The organism is Acetobacter sp. KSO5, assembly GCF_044094635.1.
GTDB classification, from domain to species: Bacteria; Pseudomonadota; Alphaproteobacteria; order Acetobacterales; family Acetobacteraceae; genus Acetobacter; species Acetobacter cerevisiae.
This window is the reverse complement of sequence record NZ_CP172014.1, coordinates 1,034,251-1,057,645: the sequence shown is the minus strand read 5'-3', so window position 1 is coordinate 1,057,645 and position 23,395 is coordinate 1,034,251. Positions and strand designations below refer to the sequence as shown.

The 23,395-nt window shown below is 61.6% G+C and carries 21 protein-coding genes; 8 read left to right on the top strand and 13 right to left on the bottom strand.

Annotated elements, in window-relative coordinates:
* Nucleotides 1-7 precede the first annotated feature (7 nt).
* The 11 genes from mutL to ACHQGU_RS04795 all read right to left on the bottom strand — a co-directional run bounded on the left by mutL (nucleotide 8) and on the right by ACHQGU_RS04795 (nucleotide 10,718).
* The gene (gene mutL, locus ACHQGU_RS04845; protein ID WP_395496042.1) at nucleotides 8-2,116 is read right to left on the bottom strand and encodes a DNA mismatch repair endonuclease MutL; all 2,109 of its coding nucleotides are present in this window, start codon (nucleotides 2,114-2,116) and stop codon (nucleotides 8-10) included.
* 15 nt (nucleotides 2,117-2,131) lie between these two features.
* Nucleotides 2,132-2,662, bottom strand: coding sequence for a DUF3035 domain-containing protein (locus ACHQGU_RS04840; RefSeq protein ID WP_062140689.1), 531 nt, complete (start codon nucleotides 2,660-2,662; stop codon nucleotides 2,132-2,134).
* A gap of 56 nt (nucleotides 2,663-2,718) precedes the next feature.
* On the bottom strand, nucleotides 2,719-3,168 hold the full coding sequence (gene lspA / locus ACHQGU_RS04835) for a signal peptidase II (RefSeq protein WP_062140915.1): 450 nt from the start codon (nucleotides 3,166-3,168) through the stop codon (nucleotides 2,719-2,721).
* 47 nt (nucleotides 3,169-3,215) lie between these two features.
* Nucleotides 3,216-6,140 (bottom strand): isoleucine--tRNA ligase, encoded by a 2,925-nt coding sequence (ileS, locus tag ACHQGU_RS04830; RefSeq protein ID WP_395496382.1) that lies wholly within the window; start codon nucleotides 6,138-6,140, stop codon nucleotides 3,216-3,218.
* Nucleotides 6,141-6,268: 128 nt separating this feature from the next.
* On the bottom strand, nucleotides 6,269-7,216 hold the full coding sequence (locus ACHQGU_RS04825) for a bifunctional riboflavin kinase/FAD synthetase (RefSeq protein ID WP_179193763.1): 948 nt from the start codon (nucleotides 7,214-7,216) through the stop codon (nucleotides 6,269-6,271).
* Nucleotides 7,213-7,929, bottom strand: coding sequence for an acireductone synthase (mtnC, locus tag ACHQGU_RS04820; protein ID WP_395496041.1), 717 nt, complete (start codon nucleotides 7,927-7,929; stop codon nucleotides 7,213-7,215). Before mtnC ends, ACHQGU_RS04825 begins: the two co-directional genes overlap by 4 nt.
* Nucleotides 7,926-8,471, bottom strand: a complete 546-nt coding sequence (locus tag ACHQGU_RS04815; protein ID WP_395496040.1) for a 1,2-dihydroxy-3-keto-5-methylthiopentene dioxygenase — start codon at nucleotides 8,469-8,471, stop codon at nucleotides 7,926-7,928. Before ACHQGU_RS04815 ends, mtnC begins: the two co-directional genes overlap by 4 nt.
* Nucleotides 8,468-9,088 (bottom strand): methylthioribulose 1-phosphate dehydratase, encoded by a 621-nt coding sequence (locus tag ACHQGU_RS04810; RefSeq protein ID WP_395496039.1) that lies wholly within the window; start codon nucleotides 9,086-9,088, stop codon nucleotides 8,468-8,470. Before ACHQGU_RS04810 ends, ACHQGU_RS04815 begins: the two co-directional genes overlap by 4 nt.
* 76 nt (nucleotides 9,089-9,164) lie before the next feature.
* Nucleotides 9,165-9,416, bottom strand: coding sequence for a twin-arginine translocase TatA/TatE family subunit (locus tag ACHQGU_RS04805; RefSeq protein WP_062250564.1), 252 nt, complete (start codon nucleotides 9,414-9,416; stop codon nucleotides 9,165-9,167).
* 169 nt (nucleotides 9,417-9,585) lie between these two features.
* Entirely contained in the window at nucleotides 9,586-10,044 is a 459-nt protein-coding gene (locus ACHQGU_RS04800; RefSeq protein ID WP_061508896.1) for a CHAP domain-containing protein, read from the bottom strand.
* Complete coding sequence (locus ACHQGU_RS04795) at nucleotides 10,041-10,718, bottom strand: RecX family transcriptional regulator (RefSeq protein ID WP_395496038.1); 678 nt, start codon at nucleotides 10,716-10,718, stop codon at nucleotides 10,041-10,043. The genes ACHQGU_RS04800 and ACHQGU_RS04795 overlap by 4 nt, the downstream gene beginning before the upstream one ends.
* Before the next feature lie 247 nt (nucleotides 10,719-10,965).
* Between ACHQGU_RS04795 and ACHQGU_RS04790 the strand changes: the two genes are divergently transcribed.
* From ACHQGU_RS04790 to ACHQGU_RS04770, 5 genes are all read left to right on the top strand, one after another.
* Entirely contained in the window at nucleotides 10,966-12,171 is a 1,206-nt protein-coding gene (locus tag ACHQGU_RS04790; RefSeq protein WP_215753545.1) for an aspartate aminotransferase family protein, read from the top strand.
* Nucleotides 12,168-13,166, top strand: a complete 999-nt coding sequence (argF, locus tag ACHQGU_RS04785; RefSeq protein ID WP_215753546.1) for an ornithine carbamoyltransferase — start codon at nucleotides 12,168-12,170, stop codon at nucleotides 13,164-13,166. Before ACHQGU_RS04790 ends, argF begins: the two co-directional genes overlap by 4 nt.
* 3 nt (nucleotides 13,167-13,169) lie before the next feature.
* Complete coding sequence (locus tag ACHQGU_RS04780) at nucleotides 13,170-13,487, top strand: hypothetical protein (protein WP_395496037.1); 318 nt, start codon at nucleotides 13,170-13,172, stop codon at nucleotides 13,485-13,487.
* Nucleotides 13,488-13,574: 87 nt separating this feature from the next.
* A complete protein-coding gene (locus ACHQGU_RS04775; RefSeq protein ID WP_215753548.1) occupies nucleotides 13,575-14,525 on the top strand; it encodes an Hsp33 family molecular chaperone HslO in 951 nt (316 codons plus the stop codon).
* 14 nt (nucleotides 14,526-14,539) lie between these two features.
* A complete protein-coding gene (locus ACHQGU_RS04770; protein ID WP_395496036.1) occupies nucleotides 14,540-15,571 on the top strand; it encodes a hypothetical protein in 1,032 nt (343 codons plus the stop codon).
* A 61-nt stretch (nucleotides 15,572-15,632) separates the two neighbouring features.
* Here ACHQGU_RS04770 and ACHQGU_RS04765 read toward each other — a convergent pair whose 3' ends face one another.
* Nucleotides 15,633-17,927, bottom strand: a complete 2,295-nt coding sequence (locus tag ACHQGU_RS04765; RefSeq protein ID WP_395496035.1) for a TonB-dependent siderophore receptor — start codon at nucleotides 17,925-17,927, stop codon at nucleotides 15,633-15,635.
* A gap of 238 nt (nucleotides 17,928-18,165) precedes the next feature.
* On the opposite strand from ACHQGU_RS04765, the gene hrpB reads away from it, so the two are divergent.
* The 3 genes from hrpB to ACHQGU_RS04750 all read left to right on the top strand — a co-directional run bounded on the left by hrpB (nucleotide 18,166) and on the right by ACHQGU_RS04750 (nucleotide 22,422).
* Entirely contained in the window at nucleotides 18,166-20,730 is a 2,565-nt protein-coding gene (hrpB, locus tag ACHQGU_RS04760) for an ATP-dependent helicase HrpB (protein WP_395496381.1), read from the top strand.
* 131 nt (nucleotides 20,731-20,861) lie between these two features.
* On the top strand, nucleotides 20,862-21,965 hold the full coding sequence (locus ACHQGU_RS04755; RefSeq protein WP_062248013.1) for a S1C family serine protease: 1,104 nt from the start codon (nucleotides 20,862-20,864) through the stop codon (nucleotides 21,963-21,965).
* A 295-nt stretch (nucleotides 21,966-22,260) separates the two neighbouring features.
* Nucleotides 22,261-22,422 carry a hypothetical protein gene (locus tag ACHQGU_RS04750; protein WP_395496034.1) on the top strand — a complete coding sequence of 54 codons (162 nt, stop codon included), beginning with the start codon at nucleotides 22,261-22,263 and terminating at the stop codon, nucleotides 22,420-22,422.
* Nucleotides 22,423-22,518: 96 nt separating this feature from the next.
* Here ACHQGU_RS04750 and ACHQGU_RS04745 read toward each other — a convergent pair whose 3' ends face one another.
* Nucleotides 22,519-23,373 carry an aldo/keto reductase gene (locus ACHQGU_RS04745; RefSeq protein WP_395496033.1) on the bottom strand — a complete coding sequence of 285 codons (855 nt, stop codon included), beginning with the start codon at nucleotides 23,371-23,373 and terminating at the stop codon, nucleotides 22,519-22,521.
* Nucleotides 23,374-23,395: the final 22 nt, after the last annotated feature.

Here is a 23,395-nt window from a genome sequence, read left to right as displayed (position 1 = left end):
CGGAGTCTCACCGCCGCCCGAACAGTTTTTCCAGATCGTTTTTTGTCATTTTCAGCCATGTGGGCCGCCCGTGGGAACAGGTGCCAGCGCGCGGCGTGGCCTCCATCTGCCGCAGCAGGGCGTCCATCTCTTCCCGGCTCAGGCGTCGCCCGGCGCGAATACTGCCGTGGCAGGCCATGCGGGCAATCACCGCATCCAGCCGCCCATCCAGCGAGGGCATTTCATCCGGCGCGCCGGAATCATCCGCTTCCAGCTCTTCGGCCAGATCGCGCAGCAGGCCAATGGCGTCCGTGGTGTTCAGCATGGCGGGGAGAGCACGTACCAGTACAGCAGTGCCGCCAAAGGCTTCCAGCTCAATGCCCAGTTTGGCCAGCATCTCCTGCCGGCTCACCAGCACGTCCACTTGCCCGCGTGGCAGCTCCACCACGTCTGGCACCAGCAGGCGCTGCCCGCGGATGCTGCCGCTGAGGAACTGCTCCCGCAGGCGCTCATGCGTCAGCCGTTCATGCGCGGCATGCTGGTCCACCAGCACAAGACTGCCATCCGCTGCCACCGCAATAATGTAAGTATCCAGCACCTGCGCCACCGCCGCCCCCAAGGGGTGCGCGGCGGCCTGCTGTGCAGAAACAGCGGATGGCGGGACAGTTCCGGCAGCATACGACTCCGGCAATGCCCCCGGTGCCATGCTCCCCGCATCCCATCCGCCAGCGCCCGGCGCATAACCGGAGGCACTCCCGCCCTGCCCATTCTGAGCCTGCCCATCCGATGAGAAGGCAGGTGCATCTAATCCGCCACCAAAGCCCCCAGAACCAGACATGTCTGAACCCGGCAGCCCGTCCTCAGCGCCGGTTCCGTTCCCATACAACCCCGTCCCATCACCCGAAGGCAAAGGCGGCAGCATACGGGCGGACGGCGTATCCCCCAGCCCAAGGCGCGGCTCGGCAAAGCTTCCCTGCGTGGCATACGGCATAGACCGCTGACCCGGTGCGGGAGGCGCTGGCTGTTGCGGCGTGTTTTCCGGCGGATACCAGATGCGACCCGGCCTGACGGCGGAAAACGAAGGCCGGACGCCCACGCTGCCTGCCCCGGCTTCCAGAGCGCGCCCCAGCGTGCCGATGACCAGAGAGCGGACAGAGGCCTCATCCGCAAAGCGCAATTCTGTTTTAGCGGGGTGGACGTTCACGTCCACGCGGTCGGGCGGGATGGTGAGCATCAGCGCCACCACGGGATGTCGTCCATGTTCAATGACCCGCCGATACGCCACGCGCACAGCGGTTTTCAGAACCGGGTCCACCACCGGACGGCCGTTGACCAGCATGAACTGCCCCGCTGCCGTCGCCCGATGCACGGACGGCCCGCAGGCATAGCCGGACAGCGTCATACCGTCCCGCTCGCCGTGAATTTTCAGAAAGCCATCGGCCTCATTGGCCCCCAGCAGGGCCGCCGCACGGGCCGCCATATCCTGCGCGGGCAAATCAAACACCACCCGGTCATCCATGCTGAAGCGAAAGGCCGTATCCGGCACCGCCAGCGCCAGACGCCGGATGACGCTCTCGGCATGCCGTCCTTCAACGCGCGCGCTTTTGAGAAACTTGCGCCGGGCCGGGGTGGCAAAAAACAGATCTTCCACCACTACACTGGTGCCGGGAGCGCCTGCGCTGGGTTCGGGCGGGAAAATTTTGCCGCCTTCGACGCGGATTTTCCAGGCCCCACTCTCGCCACGCGGGCGGGAGGTGATGCTCAGCCGCGCCGCAGCCCCGATGGACGGCAGCGCCTCCCCCCGGAAGCCGAGGGTGCGAATATGAACGAGGGATTCGTCCTGCAATTTGGACGTACAGTGGCGTTCAACTGCCAGCGTGAGTTCATCCGGGAACATGCCGTTCCCGTCATCCGTCACAATAATCTGGTCAATCCCGCCATTTTGCAGACTGACATCCAGCCGCTTTGCCCCGGCATCAATGGCGTTTTCCACCAGTTCCTTGAGGGCAGCCGCAGGGCGTTCAATCACCTCACCCGCAGCAATGCGGTTCACCAGAACTTCCGGCAACCGACGCAGCGCAGGCCGCAACGGCAGAGTGCCGGACGTTACAGATGAGGAGGAAACCGGGTCCGACATGGTCAGACCTTAGCCTTAGAACAGGCCGGATTTTTTAGGATGCACTGTGGGGGTCACGCCTTTGGTCGGCTTGTTCCCCAGAGCCGCATTGGCTTTCAGGCGGCGGTTTTCCGCATCTGCATCAACAGCAGACCCGGCATTGCCACCTTTCCAGAACATCAGCTGGCTCACAAAGCCGGAACCCGCAGCCCCAAGCTCGCCTTCATCCGGCGCATCGGAGGCGTCTGCCGCTTCATTCACCAGAATGGACTGGGCACCGCTGGTATCCCCGTTGGTGCCACGCAGCGCCACATCCGGAGAGAGCGTTTCCAGAGCCTGCAGGCGTTCACTCTCATCCTGCGGGCGGTCTGCCCCACTTACCGGCTTGGCCAGCGCATCCATGGGCGGCATGGACAGCGGCGCACGAGTGGTGACGGTGTATTCATCCGGCATACTGCGTTCCAGCCCGAACGCACGGGCGGCTTCCGTCCCGGAACACCCGGTCAGCATTACGCAGCCACCCAGAAGAAGCAGCGGAGAAATCAGTGTCGAGACACGGCACGCCATCTTCTGTCTTATATCCTTCCTGCCCAGCCTGCCGGTACGACAGGTTGCTTTATAAATCACGATGCCTGCTGCTGCCGGTCCGAGAAGACACTCTGCAACACCAGAACACAGACTGCACATACAATAGCAGAGTCAGCCACATTAAACACATACCATGACCAACCAAAAGCATGTGCATGAATAAAATCGACCACCGCGCCATAACGCACGCGGTCAATCACGTTGCCAATGGCCCCGCCGGTAATAGCCCCCACGCAGGCGGCTGTCAGTTTACTGGGGGTTCTGGCCATCCACACCAGCAGGCCGGAGGCCACGCTGAGCGCGATAACGGAAAACAGAATCCGCCCGGCATTGCCTAAACCACCGAACATCCCGAACGTCACCGCATGGTTCCAGACCATGGTGAAGTTCAGGCCCGGCATGACCTTGACGGAAACCCGGTCCGGCAGATCCAGCCCATACAAAATCCAGTATTTGCTGAGCTGATCCGCCGAGAGAGCCAGCATCAGCACCAGAAAGCCGATGCCGAAGGGCCGGCGCACAAGCGGTGTGCTCACGCGCCCTCCTGCACAGCCGTTGTCACCTGCTGTTCCCGCTCCGCCACCACATCGGCACAGCGCAGGCACAGGCCCGGCGCCCCGTCTCGCGTGCCGGTTTCCGGCAGAACTTTCCAGCAACGAGCGCATTTCTCGCCCTCTGCCGGACGCACAACCGGAGCCCCATGCAGTTCGCCACCTTCTTCGCCCTCGACATAAACCGAGCTGCTCTGCGGAGCGATCAGCACGTCGACGTGCGAGACAATGGCCAACTCGCTCCAGTTCACCCCGGCAAACTCAGCCGCTTCCTCTTCAGAAAGGGTCAGTTCCACCTGGGCCTGCAACGAGGAGCCAACGGTGCCATCACGCCGCGCGCCTTCAATTTCCGTGGTGATGATGCGCCGCACACCGCGCAGGCGCGTCCAGCGTTCATCCAGTTCCGGATTGCTCCACTCAGCCGGCAGATCCGGGAAGGCCTGCAGATGCACGCTTTCACCGTCCCCAAAGCGGGCCGTCCACGCTTCTTCCGCCGTAAAGACCAGCACCGGCGCCAGCCATGTGGTCAGGCAGCGATGCAGATGGTCCAGCACTGTCCGGGCCGCACGGCGCGTCAGGCTGGACGGCGCATCGCAATAGAGCGTGTCCTTGCGGATATCGAAGTAGAAGGCCGACAGATCCGTGGTGCAGAAGCCATGCAGGGCCGGATAGACCCCAACCCATTCATGCGTTTCCACAGCGCGGGTCATCAGGCCGCCAAGATCGGTCAGGCGATGCAGCACCCAGCGTTCCAGTTCCGGAAGCTGATCATACGGCAACGCTTCTTCTTCCGTAAAGCCATCCAGAGCGCCCAGCAGCCAGCGCAGCGTATTGCGCAGGCGGCGATAGAGTTCGCCCTGCTGCTTGAGGATTTCCTTACCGATGCGCAGATCTTCGTTCGTGTCGGAATTCATGACCCACAGGCGCAGGATATCCGCGCCCAGATTGTCATTCACTTCCTGCGGCGCAATCACGTTGCCCAGAGATTTGGACATTTTGCGACCGTGCTCATCCAGCACAAAGCCGTTGGTCACAACCGCCTTGAAGGGTGAGATGCCCCGCGTGCCAACGCTTTCCAGCAGCGAGGACTGGAACCAGCCGCGATGCTGGTCAGACCCTTCCAGATACAGATCTGCCGGGAAGGACAGACCGGGCTGGCCGAGCACGAAGGAATGGGTGGAACCACTCTCGAACCAGACATCGACAATGTCGAACACCTGCTCGTAATCGTCCGCGTTGCGCCCTTCCCCAAGGAAGCGCGAGGCCGGAGAGCTGTACCATGCGTCAGCCCCTTCCTCACGGAAGATGTCCACAACACGCTGCATCACTTCGGCATCACGCAGGACTTCGCCGGTGCGTTTTTCAACAAACACGGCAATCGGCACGCCCCATGCGCGCTGGCGGCTGATGCACCAGTCCGGGCGGTTTTCGATCATGGACGTCAGGCGGTTACGGGCCTGTGCGGGCACAAACGTCACATCGTCCAGCGCATCCAGCGCCTTCTGACGGAGAGCGGCCTCGCCATCCATGCGGATGAACCACTGCGGCGTGGCGCGATAGATAACGGGCGCTCGGGAGCGCCAGGAATGCGGGTAGGAATGGACCAGTTCACCACGGGCCACCAGACCGGCAGGAGCTGTGCCTGCGGCGTTGGCCTGCTCCATCACGGCGGTCAGCGTCGCACAGACCGGGTCCGCTGCCTTGAACACATGCACACCGGCAAAACCCGGAACCCACGGCGCATACGTGCCGTCATCCTGCACGGTTTCCGGCACTTCCACGCCGTACTCCTTGCACAGACGGAAGTCGTCCTCACCATGAGCCGGGGCCATATGCACAAGGCCCGTGCCAGCTTCCGTCGTGACAAAATCACCCGGCAGCATCGGCACGTCATAATCATAGCCGGAGCCACGCAGCGGATGCGCGCAGACGGCACCCTTCAGCGCCTCACCCGGCAGGGTGTAGAGAATGTGGTGCGCGGAAACGTGGGCTTCGTTGCAGAAGCTGTCCACCAGTGCTTCAGCCACCAGAACCTTGGCACCGGACTCCAGCAGAGCCCCCTCACGCGTTTCATCCACACGCAGCACCACGTAGGTGATCTCCGGCCCGTAAGCCAGCGCACGGTTACCGGGGATGGTCCACGGCGTGGTGGTCCAGATCACCACGGACACATCCTTGAGCGCATGCGCCGGGGTGGGATCTTTCACAATGGGGAAAGCCACCAGAATGGTTGTGGATTTGTGGTCGTGATATTCAATTTCAGCTTCGGCCAGCGCGGTTTTTTCAACCGGGCTCCACATCACGGGACGCAGGCCGCGATACAGACCGCCATTGAGCAGAAAACGCCCGATTTCCCCGACGATGGCGGATTCGGAAGAGAAATCCATGGTCGCGTAGCGGTTGGCCCATTCGGCCTGCACGCCAAGACGCTTGAACTCTTCCATCTGCACGCCCAGCCATTTGGCGGCGTAGGCACGGCATTCCGCACGGAATTCCAGCACAGGCACGGAATCCTTATCCCGTTTCGCCTTGCGGTATTCCTCTTCCACCTTCCACTCAATCGGCAGACCGTGGCAGTCCCAGCCCGGCACATACCGCACGGCATAGCCGGACATGCGGTGGGCGCGGTTGATGACGTCCTTGTTGATCTTGTTCATCGCGTGGCCGATGTGCAGATGGCCGTTCGCATACGGAGGGCCATCATGCAGCGTGAAGGCCTGACGCCCTTCCGCCTGCTGCTTTATCTGCGCATCCAGCCCAATCTCAGCCCACCGGGCAAGCCAGTCCGGCTCCCGCTTTGGCAGGTTGCCACGCATGGGGAAGGACGTGCGGGGCAGAAAGACGGTATCGCGATACAGATCGGCGTTAGCGCTTTTCTCTGAATCACTGCTGCTGGATTTAGACATGGAACGGCAGGTGTCACTCTGGTTCGGGTTCGGCACAACAACAGGCCCGCCAGACTGGCAGACCTGCACGTTTATCCGTTATCCAAGCGCAAGCCCAAAGGGTCAAGCTGCAAGGGGCATTATCAGGGTTAATTCCCGCGCAGTTCTTCTTCCAGAACGCCACGAGCCTGCACGGCATCCTGCCTGATCTGGTCTTTCAGCGCGTCCAGCCCCTCAAAGCGTTTTTCCGCCCGCAACATGCGGTGCAACGCGACAGAGAGGGTCTGGCCATACAGGTCGCCGTCAAAGTCAAACAGATTGACTTCCAGCCGGCTCTCCTGCCCGTCATTAATCGTCGGGCGGCGGCCGATATTGGCCACACCGGGCCGCGTCTGGCCGTTGGGCAGGCGCACCGTGACCGCATACACACCGCGAGCCGGTTCCAGATGCCGCCCCAGCGGAATATTGGCGGTGGGGAAGCCCAGCAGACGGCCTCGCTTGTCGCCATGTTGCACCTCACCCCGGATAAACCACGGGCGCCCCAGCTCTTCCGCAGCCCGTTCCGGGTACCCATCCTGCAACAGCCGCCGGATGCGGGAGGAGGAATACGGCCCGGCCCCGTCGGAGAGCGCCTGCACGGGGGTAAAGCCCATCCCCAGTTCCGCAGAGCGTTCGGACAGGAACGTCACATCGCCCCCGCGCCGATGCCCGAAGGCAAAATCCGGCCCGCAGGCCACATGCTTCAGGCCCAGCGCATCATACAGCACATCTTCCACAAACCGCTCGGCGGACATCTGGGAGAAGGCTTCATCAAATTTGATCTGGAAGACATGCCTTACCCCCAGCGCCTCAAGCGCGGCCAGCTTTTCAGCTGACAGGGTCAGCCGAAACGGCGGGTCCTGCGGGCGGAACAGTTCACGCGGGTGCGGGTCAAACGTCACCACAGCCAGAGGTAGGTCAGGCCGGGCGGAATGGAGGGTGTGCACCAGATGAGCGTGCCCAAGATGCACCCCATCAAAATTCCCCAGAGCAGCAGCGCAGCCACGAGCTTCATCGGGGATGGCCTTCCAGTTCTCGTGCAGCTGCGCCCGGATCACGCCTGCGGCTCCGCACCGGGCAGCCCGAACAGGCGCGCCGCTTCCGGCAGGGTGGCCGCCACCGGATGGCACTTGCCTGCCACCGTGCCATCATCCGGGCGGACAATCTGGCAGACCTGCAAGCCGGCATCCGCTGCAGCATCAAGCTCCGCCGTCACATCGGACAGAAACAGCACATCCTCAGGCTTCCAGCCGGTTTCCAGCAGGATGTTCCGATAGCTCTTCGCGTCTTTCTTGCCGCCCACACGCAGATCAAAAAACCGGCTGAACAGCGGTGTGACGTCACCCTGCTGTGTATGGCCGTAAATCAGCTTTTGCGCAGGCTCGGAGCCGGAAGAATAGACCGCCAGCGTCAGCCCGGCTCTGGACCAGGCTTCCAGCGCCGGCACGACATCCGGATACAGGCTGGCAATCAGTTCACCGCGCTGATAGCCCTGCCCCCACACAATGCCCTGAAGTGCTTTAAGAGGGCCGACTTTGGCGTCCTCATCCATCCAGCGCGTCAGCTGTTCCATGGGGGGCACACCGGGGGCCAGACGGGCAATTTCTTCCAGCTGCTCATGCACCACCGGATCATGCGCCTGTTCCGCCACCAGTTTAGGCAGATGGGTGCGGGCATAAGGGAACAGCACCTGATGCACGAAGGAAACCGGGGCGGTTGTGCCCTCAATATCCAGCAGGGCGACGCGCGGCGTGTGAGAGACTGAACTCATTGATCGTAAGCCATAAAACGGTTTGCAAGGTCGGTGCCGGTATAGTCTGCAATCCAGCCTTCCTTGCGGGTAAAAATCCGCAGAGCCACCACATCCGGCGCAGGCCCGGCATCAAACCAGTGCTTCGTGCCCTCGGGTACGGAAATCAGGTCTGTCTGGGTGCATTCCACATCGTAAATTTTGTCCGCCACATGCAGGATGAAGTGGCCGGAGCCATGCACAAAAAAGCGCACTTCATCTTCACTATGCGTATGTTCGGACAGGAATTTGGCCCGCAGCGCAGGAAGATTGGGCGTGTTGGGGTCCACGCGCATAACGTCAGCAGAGCCTGCCCCCGTCTCGCCCATCAGCTTATCCAAAAACGGACGATAGGTGGCCAGAACCGTCTCTGCATCCGCAGAACGCGGCGGGATTTCGGGGCCTTCCCACCGTTCAAACCGCACACCCAGCGGGCGCAGCTGGCTGGCGATTTCCGCCGGGTCCTGCGTTTGCAGAACCGAGGTTTCGGAGACGGTATCCTGATAGATAGTCAGCGTGCTCACAGGCCCAGCTTCCTTCTCTCCAGCAGGCAGGCCAGAAGAAACTCCAGCCCTTCCAGCCGCGCCAGTGCGGTCGGCATATCCTTGCCCCACACATACACACCGTGGCCGCGAATAATGTAGCCCGCCGCCATGCTGCCGAAGGAGGGTGCGACCACCTGCGCCAGACGCGCAATGTCCTGATCGTTCTCAAACAGAGGCACCGGCACAGACGTTTCATGCGTGGTCTGGCCTTCAAACACTTTCAGCACTTCATAGTCTGCAAGGTGAAGAGCCGGGCCTTTCTCAATCATGGACAGCACGGTCGCCGCCACGGAATGCCCGTGCAGCACGGCTCCGGCCGCGGGGTCCTGCTGATAGATCTGGCAATGCAGCAGCGTTTCCGCACTTGGCTTATCGCCGCTGCGGTGGGGCTTTCCGGCCTCATCAACCGTGATCACATCCGCTGCCTGCAGGAAGCCCTTGTGGCAGCCGGAGCGGGTGATGGCGATGCGCCCATCCGGCAGGCGGCGGCTGATATTCCCTGCCGTGGCAGGCACCCAGCCACGCGCATCCATCCGCTGCCCAGCCACCAGAATGTCCTGCGTGGCGCGTGCAAAATCCGTCATGGTTTCGCTCATGCTTTAAATCCGGCCTTTAATCCGCCTGCGGACCGCCCGAAGGCGGCCTGCGTCCTGCCGTGCCGTACGGCTGGCCTCAGGGCTGGTGTGTTTTTTCAGGCTGCACAGCAGCGGGGTCTGCCGGTTTGGCAGCAGGCGGGGGAGAAATATGGCCACCGGCGCGGGGAGCCGATTCATCCATCGGTTCATCATCCGCCATGTGCTTCTTGAAGGATTTAATCCCCTTCGCGAAATCACCCATCATGGAGCTGATCTTGCCGCCACCGCCAAAAACCACCAGCACAACCGCAAGCACAATCAGCCAGTGCCAGATGCTTAAGCTACCCATTCAACAGCCCTCTGTTTATAAGGCCGGCGCACTGCGAACGGCCAAAATTCCCTGTTTCTGTTCTGACCACATGGCGGCGCTTCCCCCATCATGCAAGCCCGATCTCTTTGCGGGGCCTGAAAAACGGGGCAAAACACCGTGCGGACCGATCATCCGGCGGACGCCAGCCTCAGGAGCTGCCGCCCTCCAGCACAGGTTCTATAAATCCATACGTAGGGTAGACGGTTTTCCCCATGCCGTGAATAGGCGACCACCAGACACGCACCTGCGTCCAGTTATTCCCCGGTGAGATATCCTCCACCGGTGCGCGGCGCGTCACCCGTCCCGGCTCCCAGTTGGCATGGTCCACCAGCACAAGGCGGGAGTTTTTCACGGCCCGCACTACAGAGACATGCCCCGATGGCAGACGCCGGGTGGAACGGAACACCAGCACCTCGCCTGGTTCCGGCGCGGAAGTGCGGGTATAATGCCCCCCGGCCTGCCGCCACCAGCTAGCCGCCGCCCCGCGTAACTGAACGCCGGAATGCTCCCGCGCATAAGGCGCGCACTGCACAGAGCCACCCCATCCGCCATGCCCGGCACAGGCTGCCAGCAACAGCGGCAGTAACAGAACACTCCAACGCTTCACGACTCGGCCCTCAAACGCTCCATCCACTCCTGCGCTTCCGCAGGGTCCATCTCCAGCACCCGCTGCGCCACATCCCGCCCAAACCCGGCACGGGCCAGAATGCCCATAGCGCGGCGTTCCTCAGCCTCTTCCGGACTCAGGCCGCGTCCGCTCTCTTCTTCCTTCGCGGCAGAGGCCCGCGGTGGGCGGAGAGACGGCATTCCGGCAAATGGCCCCAGCCGCCGCTTGCGCGCCAGCACAAGGGCTGAAGACAGTTCAACTTCCGCAGGAGAAAACCCTTCGACCACCTCCTGCAAGGCGGCCTCACGCACATCAGCCTCCACCCCACGGGCGGCCAGATGCGCCTGCACGGCCCGCCCGGAGCGGCCAGAGCGCACTAATCGACGGGCGCGGGCCTGCGCAAAGGCTGCATCGTCCACAGCGCCCAGACGAATCATATCGTCCGCTACAGCTTCCACCACCGGGCGCAGAGCGGCGGCTGTGGCGCGCACATCCTCCTGCTCGGCCCCGGCTTTCAGGGCGCTCCGCTCCCAGCGGGCAATACGGCGCAGCAACACCTGTTCCAGCCCCTGCCGCGTGGTGGAAAAGCGCGCCAGATGCGCCAGAGCCGCTTCTCGCAAAACCTTCCGGTCGGGCGGCGGAACATCGGAAGGGGGTGCAGTGTCAGATCCCATGCCCGCCCTTATGCCTCATTTTGCTGCAAAAAGACCATTCGTGCCCCATTTACCCCTCCCCTGCGCAAGAAATGTGACAGTTTCATGCGAGATTTTCGTTTTAGGCGTTTGACTCTGCCCGCAGGACACCGTCATCATGCCGGGTGCAAACGGGTCGCCCGCTCCAGATCAGGCAGCGGGCATTTTCTGTTTTGCACTCTTTTCCTTTTTTGATGACCACCTCACACGCAGCACAAAGAATTATTCCATGATTCCAGCCCTGACACCGACCTACAACCGTGCCCCCCTCGCTTTTGAGCGTGGCGAAGGCGCCTGGCTGTACACGACGGACGGGCGACGATTCCTGGACTTTGCCGCGGGCATTGCCACCTGCTCCATCGGGCATGCGCACCCGCATATGGTCAAAGAACTCCGCGAGCAGGTGGGGCGCGTCATGCACGTCTCCAACCTGTTCCAGATCCCGCAGGCCACGCGGCTGGCGGAACGGCTGGTTGCCAACAGCTTTGCGGACAGCGTGTTCTTCTGCAATTCCGGTGCGGAAGCCAATGAAGGCATGGTGAAGTTTGCCCGGCGGGCGCAGGCCATGTCCGGCCACCCGGAACGGACGGACATTATCTGCATGGATGGCGCGTTCCATGGCCGGACGCTGGCCATGCTCTCCGCCACCGGCAACCCGAAATATCTGGAAGGCTTCGGCGCTCCGGTTCCGGGCTTTGTGCATGTACCGTTTAATGACATCGCAGCCCTGAAAGCCGCCATTACGCCGCAGACGGCCGCCATCATGCTGGAGCCCATTCAGGGAGAAAGCGGCATTAAGGTCGCCAGCCCTGAGTATCTGAAAGCCGTCCGTGCGCTGTGTGATGAAACCGGCGTGCTGCTGGCGCTGGATGAAGTGCAGTGCGGCGTAGGCCGGACTGGCAAGCTTTTTGCGCATGAATGGGCCGGGATTACGCCGGATGTGATGTCCGCTGCCAAAGGTCTGGGCGGCGGCTTCCCCATCGGCGCCGTTCTGGCCACGGAAGCTGTTGCTAAAAACATGACGGCGGGCACGCACGGCACAACCTTTGGTGGTAACCCGCTGGCCTGCACGGCGGGCAATGCAGTGCTCGATGTGCTGCTGGCTCCGGGCTTTCTGGAGCAGGTCTGCGCCCGCGCGGCTCTGCTGGATGGCTTGCTGGATGAACTGGTGCAGAGCGCACCCACCATTTTTGCGGAACGGCGTGGCCTTGGCCTGCTGATCGGCCTGCGCTGCGTGCTGCCGGTTGGCACTGTGCAGGCAGCAGCACAGGATGCCGACCTGCTGTGCGTGACAGCGGGTGACAACGTGCTGCGTCTGGTCCCGCCCCTGACGATTTCTGAAGATGAATGCCGTGAGGCTGTCTCCCGCCTTAAAAAAGCGGTGCAGATTTTGACCAATACCCAAAATAACAAAACACTGGAGCCCACCCTGTGAGCGCTGCCCTTTCCTCTCTCTCCACCCCCACCAAGCAGACCGGGCCGCGCCACTTCCTCGACCTGAAAGATCTGGACGCCACAACCCTGCGCCAGATTCTGGATGTCGCTGCCGGTATGAAGCAGATGCAGAAGGGCCGCCGCTTCCCACTGCATCCACGCGTGCCGCTGGCTGGCCGGGCGCTGGGGATTATCCTCTCCAAACCCTCCACCCGCACCCGTGTCTCCTTTGAAGTGGGCATTCGTCAGCTGGGCGGGGATGCCGTCATCCTCTCCCCGGCCGACATGCAGATTGGCCGGGGTGAGACCATTACGGACACCGCCCGCGTCCTCTCCCGCTTTGTGGATGCGCTGGTGCTGCGCACAGGCCGCACGGAAAACCTGCATGAGCTGGCGCGTGCCGCCAGCGTGCCGGTGATCAACGGTCTGACGCCCGCTTCTCACCCTGTGCAGATTCTGGCCGATATCCTGACGTATGAAGAGCATCGTGGGCCGGTCAAAGGCCGCACTTTTGCGTGGACGGGTGACGGCAACAACGTGCTGGTCTCCCTGATTGAAGGGGCTGTGCGCTTCGGCTTCAAACTGCGCGCCGCCACCCCGGCAGACATGGCCCCGCCGCAGGACGTGCTGGACTGGGCGAAAAAAGAAGGTGGCGATGTGGTGCTGACCACAGACCCGCGCGCTGCCGTGGACGGTGCTGACTGCGTGGTGACGGACACATGGCTGAGCATGTCGGACTCGGAAGAAGAATCTGCCATGCGCCTTGCCAAGCTCTCTCCCTACCGGGTGGATGCGGCTCTGATGGCCGTGGCCGCGCCGGATGCCCTGTTCATGCACTGCCTGCCTGCCCATATTGGGGAGGAAGTGACGGAAGACGTATTTGAAGGCCCGCAATCCGTCGTGTTTGATGAAGCCGAGAACCGTCTGCATGCTCAGAAAGGCCTGCTGGCCTGGACCATGGGCGGAGAGAACTGGCTCTCTTTCGGGAAGGAATAAGCAATGAACGGCGCGGATAAACCCGTAACCCCCTCCGGCACGGAAGACACACCGGCCACACCGGGCTGGGTGGAAGACAGTCTGGATACCATTCTGGCCAGCCTGCCGCTTACAGCGGAGAAACTTGCGCCGTTCCGTGCCTCCTATCTGGACTGTCTGGCTGGCTGTGGCCGCGCTGCGGATCTGGACAGCGCGCATGACGCCTGCCGTCAGGGTTTTCTGCGTGCCCTTAAGGACAGTCTGGGCCTGAACGCCAAGGCCGCCCGCACGCTGGAACAGCAGCTTGAACAGCTGGAACTGTCCATTTCCTCAGACGTCTGAGCCCCTGCATCAGTCAGCAAGGACGCCCCTGTTATTGCCGGGGCTGCCTCCCCATATTCTCAGCACTGATTGCATTTAAGGTTTTTTATGGAAACTCCTGCTTTTCTTGACCGTGACCGTCCCGATGTGCCGGATCTGGTTGTGCCCGGTGGCGTGACGCCGTTTTATCTGCAAGGCCGCCCTGTGCGCGGACGTCTGGTGCGCCTTGGCGTGCTGACCGATGTGCTGCTGACCCGCCATGACCACCCCAATGTGGTGAACCGTCTGGCTGGCAAGGCACTGGCTCTGGTCGCTGGTCTCGCCTCTGCGCTGAAGTTTCAGGGCGCGTTCTCCCTCCAGATCAAAGGCGACGGCCCCGTCACCATGCTGGTGGCAGACTGCACCGACACCGGCGCGCTGCGCTTTTACGCCCGCACGGATGATGACGCTCTGGACGCCCTGCTTCAGGACACCCCGAACCCGACTGACCGTGACCTGCTGGGCAATGGCTATATGGCCCTCACGGTTGATCAGGGTCCGGACATGGAGCGGCATCAGGGTATTGTGGACCTTGCGGGCGATGACCTCGCCGCTATGGCGACGCATTACTTCAGCACCAGTGAGCAGCATGCCTGCTGGATCTATCTGTGCTGCACCATGACGGATGCAGGCTGGCGCGCTGGCGGCCTTGTGCTGGAACGCATTGCCGGTGAAGGTGGCACCCATGTTGTAGGCGATGAAGACGCCGACGCAAGCTGGGAAACCGCCACCATTCTGGCCTCCACGCTGTCCACAAAGGAAGTGCTGGACGACGCTCTGCCGTCCGCCACCCTGCTGCACCGCCTGTTCCATCAGGAAGATCTGCACGTCAGCCAGCCCCGCGCTCTGGCCTATGGCTGCCGGTGCTCCCGCGCCCGTCTGGCCAATGTGCTGGAAGGGTTCGACACGGATGATCTGGACCACATGTGCCAGGATGACGGGCAGATTGTGATGACGTGCGAGTTCTGCAACCATGACTTCCGCTTCCCGCGCAAGGACATCGCGCCGCGCTCCGCCTGAGAGGACTTGTTTCCATGTCGCTGTTTTCTCGCCCGCTTCGTGCAACATGCTCTGTCGCTCTGCTCCTGCCGGCTTTCCTGGCAGGCTGTGCGGGCGATAAGCAGCCGACAAAATTCGCCCCGCTCCGCTATGACTATCTGAGCGTGATGCACCTCAATGCGGCCACGCTGAACATTGAGGACGCCACGCTGCAAAACCCGGTGGTGGGCGATATTGGCAACCGTGCCCCCACCCCGCCCGTACAGGCCCTCCGCCAGATGGCGCAGGACCGGCTGGTGGCGACGGGCTCCTCCGGCACGGCGCAGTTCGTGATTGATCGCGCGTCCATCCTGCATCAGGCAGGCGGCGTGCTGGCCGGGCAGATGGATGTGCATCTGGTGTTGCTGAATAGCGGCGGCACACAGGCCGCACGGGCTGAAGCGCATGTCTCCCAGACCCTGCGCCCGGATCTGTCCAAAGGCGATGCCGACAGTCCGGCCAATCTCTACGAACTCACGAACGACATGATGCAGCGCATGAACGTGGAGTTTGAGTATCAGATCCGCAATACGCTGAAAGACTGGATGACGGATGCGGGCGGCACCCCGGTTGGCTCGGCCATTCAAAGCCAGTCTCTTGACGCTCCGGGCAGCAAAGCAGCCAGTACGGCCTTACCTGCCGCAGCGGTTCCGGCGGCGGCTACAGGTGTGACCAGCACGCCCGCGCTGACAACACCGGCCATCACGACGCCGGAAGTCACCACTCCGACCATCACAACACCCACGGTGACAGTGCCGAACGTCACCACTCCGAACGTCTCCGTGCCGGATGCCACATCCGCCACCACCCTGCCGGAAAACGCGCCTGTTTCTAATACGTCGGGCAGCAGTGCCGCTACCAGCGAGGGCTCCTCGTCTGGCAGCACAACCACCGGTAACGCAGCTTCCGCAAAAACATCTGAACCCGACCCGGTTTTTCCGGCTGGCGAAGATGATGACGCATCCTCTTCCACCACCACAAAAGCCCGCTCCCCGGCCCCTGGCGTTCTGCAGCTTCCCAAAAAATAAGCTTTTGCTTTAAACCCGGCCTGCCATTCCTTCCGGCAGGCCGGGTGCCACACAGCAGTTTTCAGAAATTGCTTTGCACGGACGCCATAAAGCTCCGCGGCTCTCCATAATAATTGTAGTAATAGACATTCCCCAGACGCTGATAATACCGCGTATTGGAAAGGTTATTGACGGTAAACGTCATATTCAGTGCCGGCCGCCACTGATACCCAACCTGCGCACTGGCCACCGCATATGCTCCCTGCCGAACAGCACGGTTTGTGCCAAACGTGCTGCTTTGCGCATCCACCCCGGCCCCAATGCTCCAGACATTCCGCGTTACCTCCGGAGCGGCAAAGCGATAATGCGTCCAGAGTTTGAACAGATGGCGCGGTGAGTTAGGCGTATAGGCCAGCCCCGCCAGACCGGAATCATCCTTGAGGATCTTGTTATCGTTGAAGGTGTAGCCAAGACTGATATCCCAGCCGGTCAGCAGACGCCCCAGCATTTCAAACTCAACGCCCTGACTGCGCACCTTACCCGCCGCATGGTAGCAGGTGCTGGTACCGGACAGACCGCAGGTGGAAGACCCATCCTGATCTTCCATACTCTTGTTGCGCTCAAGAATATGGTAACCCGCCAGCGTCACACTCAGATTACGATGGAAGAAGGAACCCTTAAAACCCCCTTCAATCTGCTGGCCCAGCACCGGCTTCAGCCGCCCGGTGTGACTGTAGGCTGATTGCGGCTGGAACGTATCCGTAAAGCTCACATAGGCCGCCACATCCGGCACAATATGCCAGACCAGCCCTAAATAGGGCGTGGGAACCGCACCGTTCTTCTGGCTGACAACATAGGGCGAGTTGGTGGACAGGTTTTTATATTTGTACTGGTAAAAACTCAGCCGGCCGCCAAGCAAAAGATCAAGTGAGGGCATAAGCTGAACACGGGCTGAGCCGTAAACCCCATATTGCTGCGTGGGTTCGCGATAACGGGTGGTAATGTCCGGGCGGATGGTGTCGGAAATAACAGGCGAGAAAATATCCAGATTACTGAGGCCCGGCGTCGTGCGCCATGAGGCAGACGAACCGCCATCATACAGCAGATCGGAATCATAATTCGCGCCGATCAGCAAATCATGTTTGCGGTTCAGCAGGTGCACGGGGCCGGTAAAATACATGTCCGCGCCATCATAAATTTCCCGCCCTTCATACCGCGCCACAACAAAGTTGCCGGTCTTTTGCGGTGTGACTACACTATTCAGATACGTGTAGTGCATGGAACTATCAGTTTCACGGTGGCGGCCTGTCAGCTTCCCGCGCCAGCCTGCGCCAAACTCATGCTCCAGTTCCCCGTCAAACTCATACATCGGGTTGCTGGTCTTGCCCCAGTTAGCCCCCACAAAACTGTTGCGCGCCAGATGCAGGTCCGCGCCAGACGCCGCCATGGGCAGGCCCATAAAGCGCGTGGTGTCATTTTTCTGGCCGGTGGCGGAGACGGACAGCGTGGTTTTATCCGTGATATGCACATCAATATCCGCATAGGCTGTCCAGCGGGTATCATGCGCGTCCTTGTAGAAATAGTTGCGGTCTCCGCCTGCCAGCACAAACCGGCCTGTGACCTTTTTATTCCCCGTCAGCGGGCCGGTGACATCGGCATCCGCATGGAACGTATCCCATGAGCCACCGCTGAAATCCCCCTGCGCCCGATAGGTATCCAGCGCGTGCTTGCGCACAAAGTTCACGCTGCCGCCGGGAGGAGCAGACCCCTGAAACATCCCGTCTGGCCCACGCAAAACTTCAAGACGATCATAAATAGCCAAATCAAACTGCTGGCTAAAGGACATCCCGCCACTGGACGGCACGCCGTCAAATTGCGGCTGCACCGCATAGCCACGGGAGGTAAAGCCTGCGGTGCCGTCCCCATACAGATTGACGTTCAGCCCCGGCACCTGCTTGAGCGCCTGATCAACCGTCGTCAGATTCTGGTCCTGCATCTGCTGGCGGCTAACGACAGAGACAGATTGCGGAATTTCATCCAGCCGCAACAGCATTTTGGTCATGGAGACAGCCTTCACCACATAGCTGCCGGTTCCATCGGTCGTTGCATTCTTATGCCGCTGCCCCTGCACCAGCAGTTTTTCAACACTGGCAGGGATGTCATTCTCATCAGACGACTGCGCGGTTTTTACAGACTGCGCATTTTTTGCGGTCTGGGCCGCCTGCGCTGCTGGCTGCGTGGCTTTTGCGGATTTGCTGGCTTTTTCCGTTGTTTCTGCTGCCGTCGCACCAAAAGCAGGCGTGCCGCAAAAACCCATTCCTGCTCCACACAGCATCAGGCCCGAGCAGGAGAGCAGTCCTGCTTTTAAACGCATCATCGTCATTCCTGCTCTCTGTTCGGCATGGCCTTTTGCCGTCGCCATGGCATGTTCCGTCGCTTCGGTTATTAAGAACTATTCTCATTATCACTTCCTCGTGAGGCGCGGCAAGAGAGATGCCTCCAGATTGATAAATTTTTTTTATGAGACATCTTCAGAAACTGGCGATCACCCTGCCGCACGTCCCCGCCCAACATTTGAAATTGCAGCCAGCGCACGCCCCGGCCATAACAACGCCATGCCGAACCAGACGCTTTCCGCCTCCCCGTTTGCCATTGCCGATGGCCTGCCCGTGCAGGACGTGCTGCCTGATCTGTGCGCCGCCCTCGCCCGCACGCCCACGGCAGAACAGCCAGCCTCCGCCATTCTGGTCGCTCCTCCGGGGGCGGGGAAAACCACCACGGTACCGCCGGTTCTGGCCGCAGCCCCATGGCGGAAAGAGGCGGACCGCATCATCATGCTGGAGCCGCGCCGTCTGGCCGCCCGCGCTGCTGCCACGCGCATTGCCTCACTGATGGGGGAAGAAGTCGGCGGGTTCGTCGGGTTCCGCACGCGGCTGGATGCAGCGGTGTCTGAACGCACCCGCATTGAGGTGCTGACAGAAGGGCTGTTTCTGCGTCGCCTGCTGAGCGACCCGATGCTCGAAAACGTCGCCTGCGTGATTATTGACGAGGTGCATGAACGCTCACTGGATGCGGACCTCGCTCTGGCTTTCTGTCTGGACCTGCAACGCACGTTGCGGCCTGACCTGCGGCTGGTCGCCATGTCCGCCACGGCAGAAACCGAGCGCCTTGCCACCCTGATGAACGCCCCTGTTCTGACCAGTGAGGGGCGGATGTATCCCCTCACCGTGCAGCATGCCAAACGCGACATTCCGCATCTGCGGGATCTGGCCACAGTGACCGCTGCGGGTGTGCGACAGGCTCTGGCGGAAACAGAAGGCGATATTCTGGTCTTCCTGCCCGGCACTGGAGAAATCCGACGTGTTGCGCAGCTTCTGGAAGACTGCCGCGCCACGGTTCTCCCCCTGCATGGGGAACTCCCCCCGGCGGAACAGGCGCTGGTGCTGCGCCCCGGCCCACAGGGGCAGCGACGCGTGATTCTCTCCACCTCCATTGCGGAAACATCGCTGACGGTGCCGGGCGTGCGGGTGGTGGTGGATTGCGGCTTCCGTCGTGCCCCACGCTTTGACGCGGGGGCCGGACTTTCCCGGCTGGAAACACTGCGCATCTCCCGCGCTGCCGCCCGCCAGCGCGCAGGACGCGCGGGACGAGAAGCTCCCGGAACGGCGTTTTGCCTGTGGACCACCGCCACCGAACGCGGCCTGCCCCAGCATGACCGGCCGGAAATTCTGGAAGCCGACCTTTCCGATTTTGTGCTGGCCACCGCCTTATGGACCGACACCGTCGGCCAGTCCGACACCCCACTGCCCCTGCCCGACCAGCCCTCCGGCAGCGCTGTGGCTGCCGCCCGAGACTTGCTGATCATGCTCGGTGCGCTGGATGATGACGGGCAGATTACCCAGCACGGGCGGGACATGGCGGCCCTTGGCACACACCCGCGCCTCGCCGCCATGATGCTGGCCGCCCGCACGCCGGAGGAAGCCGCTATGGCGGCAGACCTCGCCGCCCTGCTGGAAGAACGTGACCCGCTGCGCCCGCGCGCTGCCGGACGCGCCGGGCCGCCGCCCGTGCCTCCCTCCGATATTTCCCTCCGGCTGGACCTGATTGCCGGGGGAGACCACCCACAGGCCGACAGGGGCGCACTGGCCCGCATCCGTCAGGCTGCCTCACGCTTCCGCCTCCGGCTGGGCCTGCGTGCCCGCCAGCAGGCCGGGGGCGACCCGGCTGCCCTGATTGCCGCTGGCTTCCCGGACCGTATTGCCCTCTCGCGCGGGGAAGCCGGCACGTTCCGCCTCTCCAACGGCAGCAATGCCCGCCTGCGGCGCGATGACGGGCTGGCGGAGAAAAAGCTGCTCGCTGTGGCCGGGCTGCATTTGCGCACCTCTGCCGAAATTCGCCTTGCCGCCCCACTGGATCTCAACGCCCTGCCCCCGGCCTTGCTGGACCGCACAAAGGAGCAGGTGGAAACCTCGCTGGACCCGGTCTCCGGCAATATTCTGGCGCGTCGCCGCACGCGCATTGGCTGCCTTGTGCTGCGGGACCTGACGGAGAAGGTGAAAGCTGGTAACGCCGCCTCTCTGCTACTCGCACAAGCCAAAGCCACGCCGGACACCACACTGGACTGGCCGGATGCTGCCCGCCAGCTACAGGCCCGCGTGGAACTCGCCCGCGCCCTGCCCGGCGGGGCTGGACCGGGTGAGGACTGGCCAGACTTTACCACCGCGGCACTGGCCGAGCGGATGGATGACTGGCTCGCCCCCTATCTGGACGGACTAACCTCTCTGGCCGATCTGCGCGGGCTGGATTTAACCACCCTGCTCAAAAACCATCTGGGCTACACGCTGAACGCCTGGCTGGATAAGGAACTGCCCACAGCCCTCCCCTTCCCCGGTGGCAAAGCAAACGTGGATTATACGCAGCCCGTGCCCGTCGCCTCCGCCCGCGCGCAGGTCTTTTACGGCGCGGAGGGAACGCCAAAGCTGGCGGGCGGGCGGGTGCCGCTGCGTCTGGCTCTGCTCTCCCCGGCGGGCCGACCGCAGGCGATTACGGCGGATCTGGCTGGCTTCTGGAAAGGCGGCTGGGCAGACATGCGGCGGGATATGCGAGGCCGTTACCCCCGGCATGAGTGGCCGGAAAATCCGGCCCTCAGCCCGGCAAAACCGCGCAGGCCAGCGCGTTAACGTTTTGTCACATCAGTACCACAATGCGTTGCAAAACAGCACCATAGGAGGGTGTTGGACCACAGAGGCATTGCACTTTGTGGGCAAAGGAGGCCAAAAGTCTCTATGGACGGAAAGCAGATCACAAACTCATGAAGACATTTATGCGGAGCCTGCCCGCCATGGCGGCACTGTGTTCGTCTGGCCTTTCCATGGGATCGCACACCGCACACGCTGACCCTTCCACCCTTTTTGCTCCTGCCACACCCATTGTTGCCGCACCCGGCCCAACAAGCTTTGCCCCCCTGGTGCGCAAGGTTGTGCCCGCCGTGGTGAATATTGCGGTCACGCGCGATTCAGATTCCAGCACCCGCAAAAAGCTTCCCTCTGCCGTAAAGGGCACACCGCTGGAACGCCGCTTTCGGGAGCGGATGCGCAAACATAGTGATGAAGTGCTGGGCGCAGGCTCCGGCTTTATTCTCGACCCGTCCGGCGTGATCGTCACCAACGGTCACGTGGTCGAAGATGCTGATAAAATCACCGTCGCCCTTGCCACGGGCAAAGAATACAACGCCCGCCTGATTGGCATTGATGACCTGACGGATATTGCCGTCATCAAGATCGACAGCCCCACCCCGTTGCCGTTTGTGGAATGGGGGGACAGCCGTCTTGTGCAGGTGGGGGACTGGATTATGGCCGCCGGTAACCCGTTTGGCCTTGGCTCGTCCGTCACCGCAGGCATCGTCTCCGCCCGTGGGCGAGATATTGGCACCGGCCCGTTTGATGACTTCCTGCAGCTGGACGCGCCCATCAACCCCGGCAATTCCGGCGGCCCAACCTTCAATCTGGCCGGGCAGGTTATTGCTCTGAATACCGCCATTGTCTCCCCGACCGGAGGCTCCGTGGGGTTAGGGTTTTCCATCCCGTCTGAAATTGTCATGCCGGTTGTCAGCGCCCTGCAACGCGAAGGACGCATTGACCGGGGGTGGCTGGGCGCCACGCTGGAAGACATTACCACCCATAACGGCACCCGTGTGGCGGAGGTGGACCGCAACGGACCCGCCGCGCAGGGGGGCCTGAAGCGTGGCGACATTATTACCGCCATGGGCGGGGAGCATATGGACACTGCACGCACCATGATCCGCGCCGTCGCCGCTGCTCACCCCAACAGCACGGTACAAATTAGCGTGCAGCGGCAAAGCCAGCCGATGACGCTGACTATTCATGTGGGCCACCGCCCGCTTTCGGAAGACTGAGGCGGGACCGTCTCTTTACCCCAATTATTATATTTAAAAATTGAATAAATTTACAGAAATATAGAGAAATACACTCTTAATTACGGAACCGTGAAACAAGACCAGAATGGTCCATTACTTACGGAAACCAAATAAATATTGACCCCATCCACCGTGAGCGTAAAATGCGCGGGAAAAGGAATACATTTTCAGAATAGATTGTTTGAAAGATGTGTTTCTGAATGACGCCGCGCCCGGTTTTCCGGGGGCTGACGCGTTTTCTGCCGATGTTGTGCGCCACCGAAAGGGCTTCACCATGCAAATGTACGGTTTTCTGACACTGCTGGGTCTGGACATGCTGTTTACCGGCCTCAAGCTGAACGACATGTCCTTCGCGTCTTTCAGCATCGCTTTCGGCCTGCCGGTTGTGCTGATGGCGACCTACGTTCTGGACAACATGCAGAAAGACGGCGTCTGATTTTTCAGACCCGGTCTTTTTGATAAAAGCCCAAAAAAAAGCCGCCGAGGTGTCGCCCCGGCGGCTTTTTTGCATCTGAAACCCAAGGCTGGTGGGTTAAATCATATCCAGCGGTTCCTTGCTGGTCGGCGGTGGGAAGGCGGCATCCAGAGCGGCCAGATCCTCATCCGTCAGTGTAATTTCCTGCGCAGCAATATTGTCCCTGAGGTGCGCGAGGGACGACGCTTTGGGGATTGGCATCACATTGTTCATCCGCAGCACCCACGCCAGCGCAATCTGTGCCGGGCTGGCCGGGCCATTGCTGGTGGAGTGGCGGGCGGCCACGGCCTTCACCGCCTTGTTCTGCAACAACGCGCCACCCTGCCCGATGGGGGAATAGGCCATGGTCATCACATGCCGGAAGCGGTTGGTGTCCAGCAGGTCATACTCCACGCCCCGATGCTCCAGATTATAAAGGATCTGGTTGCTCGCACATTCACCGGGCCGCGTGTATTTTTCCATCTCCTGTATGTCATCCACATCAAAATTGGACACGCCCCAGTAGCGGATCAGTCCTTCCTCCTTCAGCTTGCGGAAGGCCTCAATGGTTTCAGCCAGCGGCACACTGCCGCGCCAGTGCAGCAGGTAGAGATCAAGCCGATCCGTCGCCAGCCGACGCAGAGAAGACCGGCAGGCTTTGGCCACGCCCTCGGCTGAGGCATTGGTGGGCAGAACCTTGGAGACCAGAAAAATATCGTCCCGCACATCCCGCATGGCTTCACCCACCAGACTTTCCGAGCGGCCCTGCCCGTACATCTCGGCGGTATCCACCACCTTCAGGCCTGCCTCTACACCCTGACGCAGTGTGGCGACTTCCTCTTTCCATGTGGCGGAGGATTCCCCCATGTTCCAGGTGCCCATACCCAGTGCAGGCAGTTTTGTGCCGTCCGGCAGAGTGACTGTTTTCGCCATATCGTTCGCGTCCTTTTTCCTC

Bases quoted from the DNA above. Each gene is read 5' to 3' on its own strand.
- mutL (WP_395496042.1), bottom strand. From the start codon at position 2,116: ATGTCGGACCCGGTTTCCTCCTCATCTGTAACGTCCGGCACTCTGCCG.
- ACHQGU_RS04840 (WP_062140689.1), bottom strand. From the start codon at position 2,662: ATGGCGTGCCGTGTCTCGACACTGATTTCTCCGCTGCTTCTTCTGGGT.
- lspA (WP_062140915.1), bottom strand. From the start codon at position 3,168: ATGCTGGCTCTCTCGGCGGATCAGCTCAGCAAATACTGGATTTTGTAT.
- ileS (WP_395496382.1), bottom strand. From the start codon at position 6,140: ATGTCTAAATCCAGCAGCAGTGATTCAGAGAAAAGCGCTAACGCCGAT.
- mtnC (WP_395496041.1), bottom strand. From the start codon at position 7,929: ATGAGTTCAGTCTCTCACACGCCGCGCGTCGCCCTGCTGGATATTGAG.
- ACHQGU_RS04810 (WP_395496039.1), bottom strand. From the start codon at position 9,088: ATGAGCGAAACCATGACGGATTTTGCACGCGCCACGCAGGACATTCTG.
- ACHQGU_RS04805 (WP_062250564.1), bottom strand. From the start codon at position 9,416: ATGGGTAGCTTAAGCATCTGGCACTGGCTGATTGTGCTTGCGGTTGTG.
- ACHQGU_RS04795 (WP_395496038.1), bottom strand. From the start codon at position 10,718: ATGGGATCTGACACTGCACCCCCTTCCGATGTTCCGCCGCCCGACCGG.
- ACHQGU_RS04790 (WP_215753545.1), top strand. From the start codon at position 10,966: ATGATTCCAGCCCTGACACCGACCTACAACCGTGCCCCCCTCGCTTTT.
- ACHQGU_RS04780 (WP_395496037.1), top strand. From the start codon at position 13,170: ATGAACGGCGCGGATAAACCCGTAACCCCCTCCGGCACGGAAGACACA.
- ACHQGU_RS04775 (WP_215753548.1), top strand. From the start codon at position 13,575: ATGGAAACTCCTGCTTTTCTTGACCGTGACCGTCCCGATGTGCCGGAT.
- ACHQGU_RS04770 (WP_395496036.1), top strand. From the start codon at position 14,540: ATGTCGCTGTTTTCTCGCCCGCTTCGTGCAACATGCTCTGTCGCTCTG.
- ACHQGU_RS04765 (WP_395496035.1), bottom strand. From the start codon at position 17,927: ATGATGCGTTTAAAAGCAGGACTGCTCTCCTGCTCGGGCCTGATGCTG.
- hrpB (WP_395496381.1), top strand. From the start codon at position 18,166: ATGCCGAACCAGACGCTTTCCGCCTCCCCGTTTGCCATTGCCGATGGC.
- ACHQGU_RS04755 (WP_062248013.1), top strand. From the start codon at position 20,862: ATGAAGACATTTATGCGGAGCCTGCCCGCCATGGCGGCACTGTGTTCG.
- ACHQGU_RS04750 (WP_395496034.1), top strand. From the start codon at position 22,261: ATGCAAATGTACGGTTTTCTGACACTGCTGGGTCTGGACATGCTGTTT.
- ACHQGU_RS04745 (WP_395496033.1), bottom strand. From the start codon at position 23,373: ATGGCGAAAACAGTCACTCTGCCGGACGGCACAAAACTGCCTGCACTG.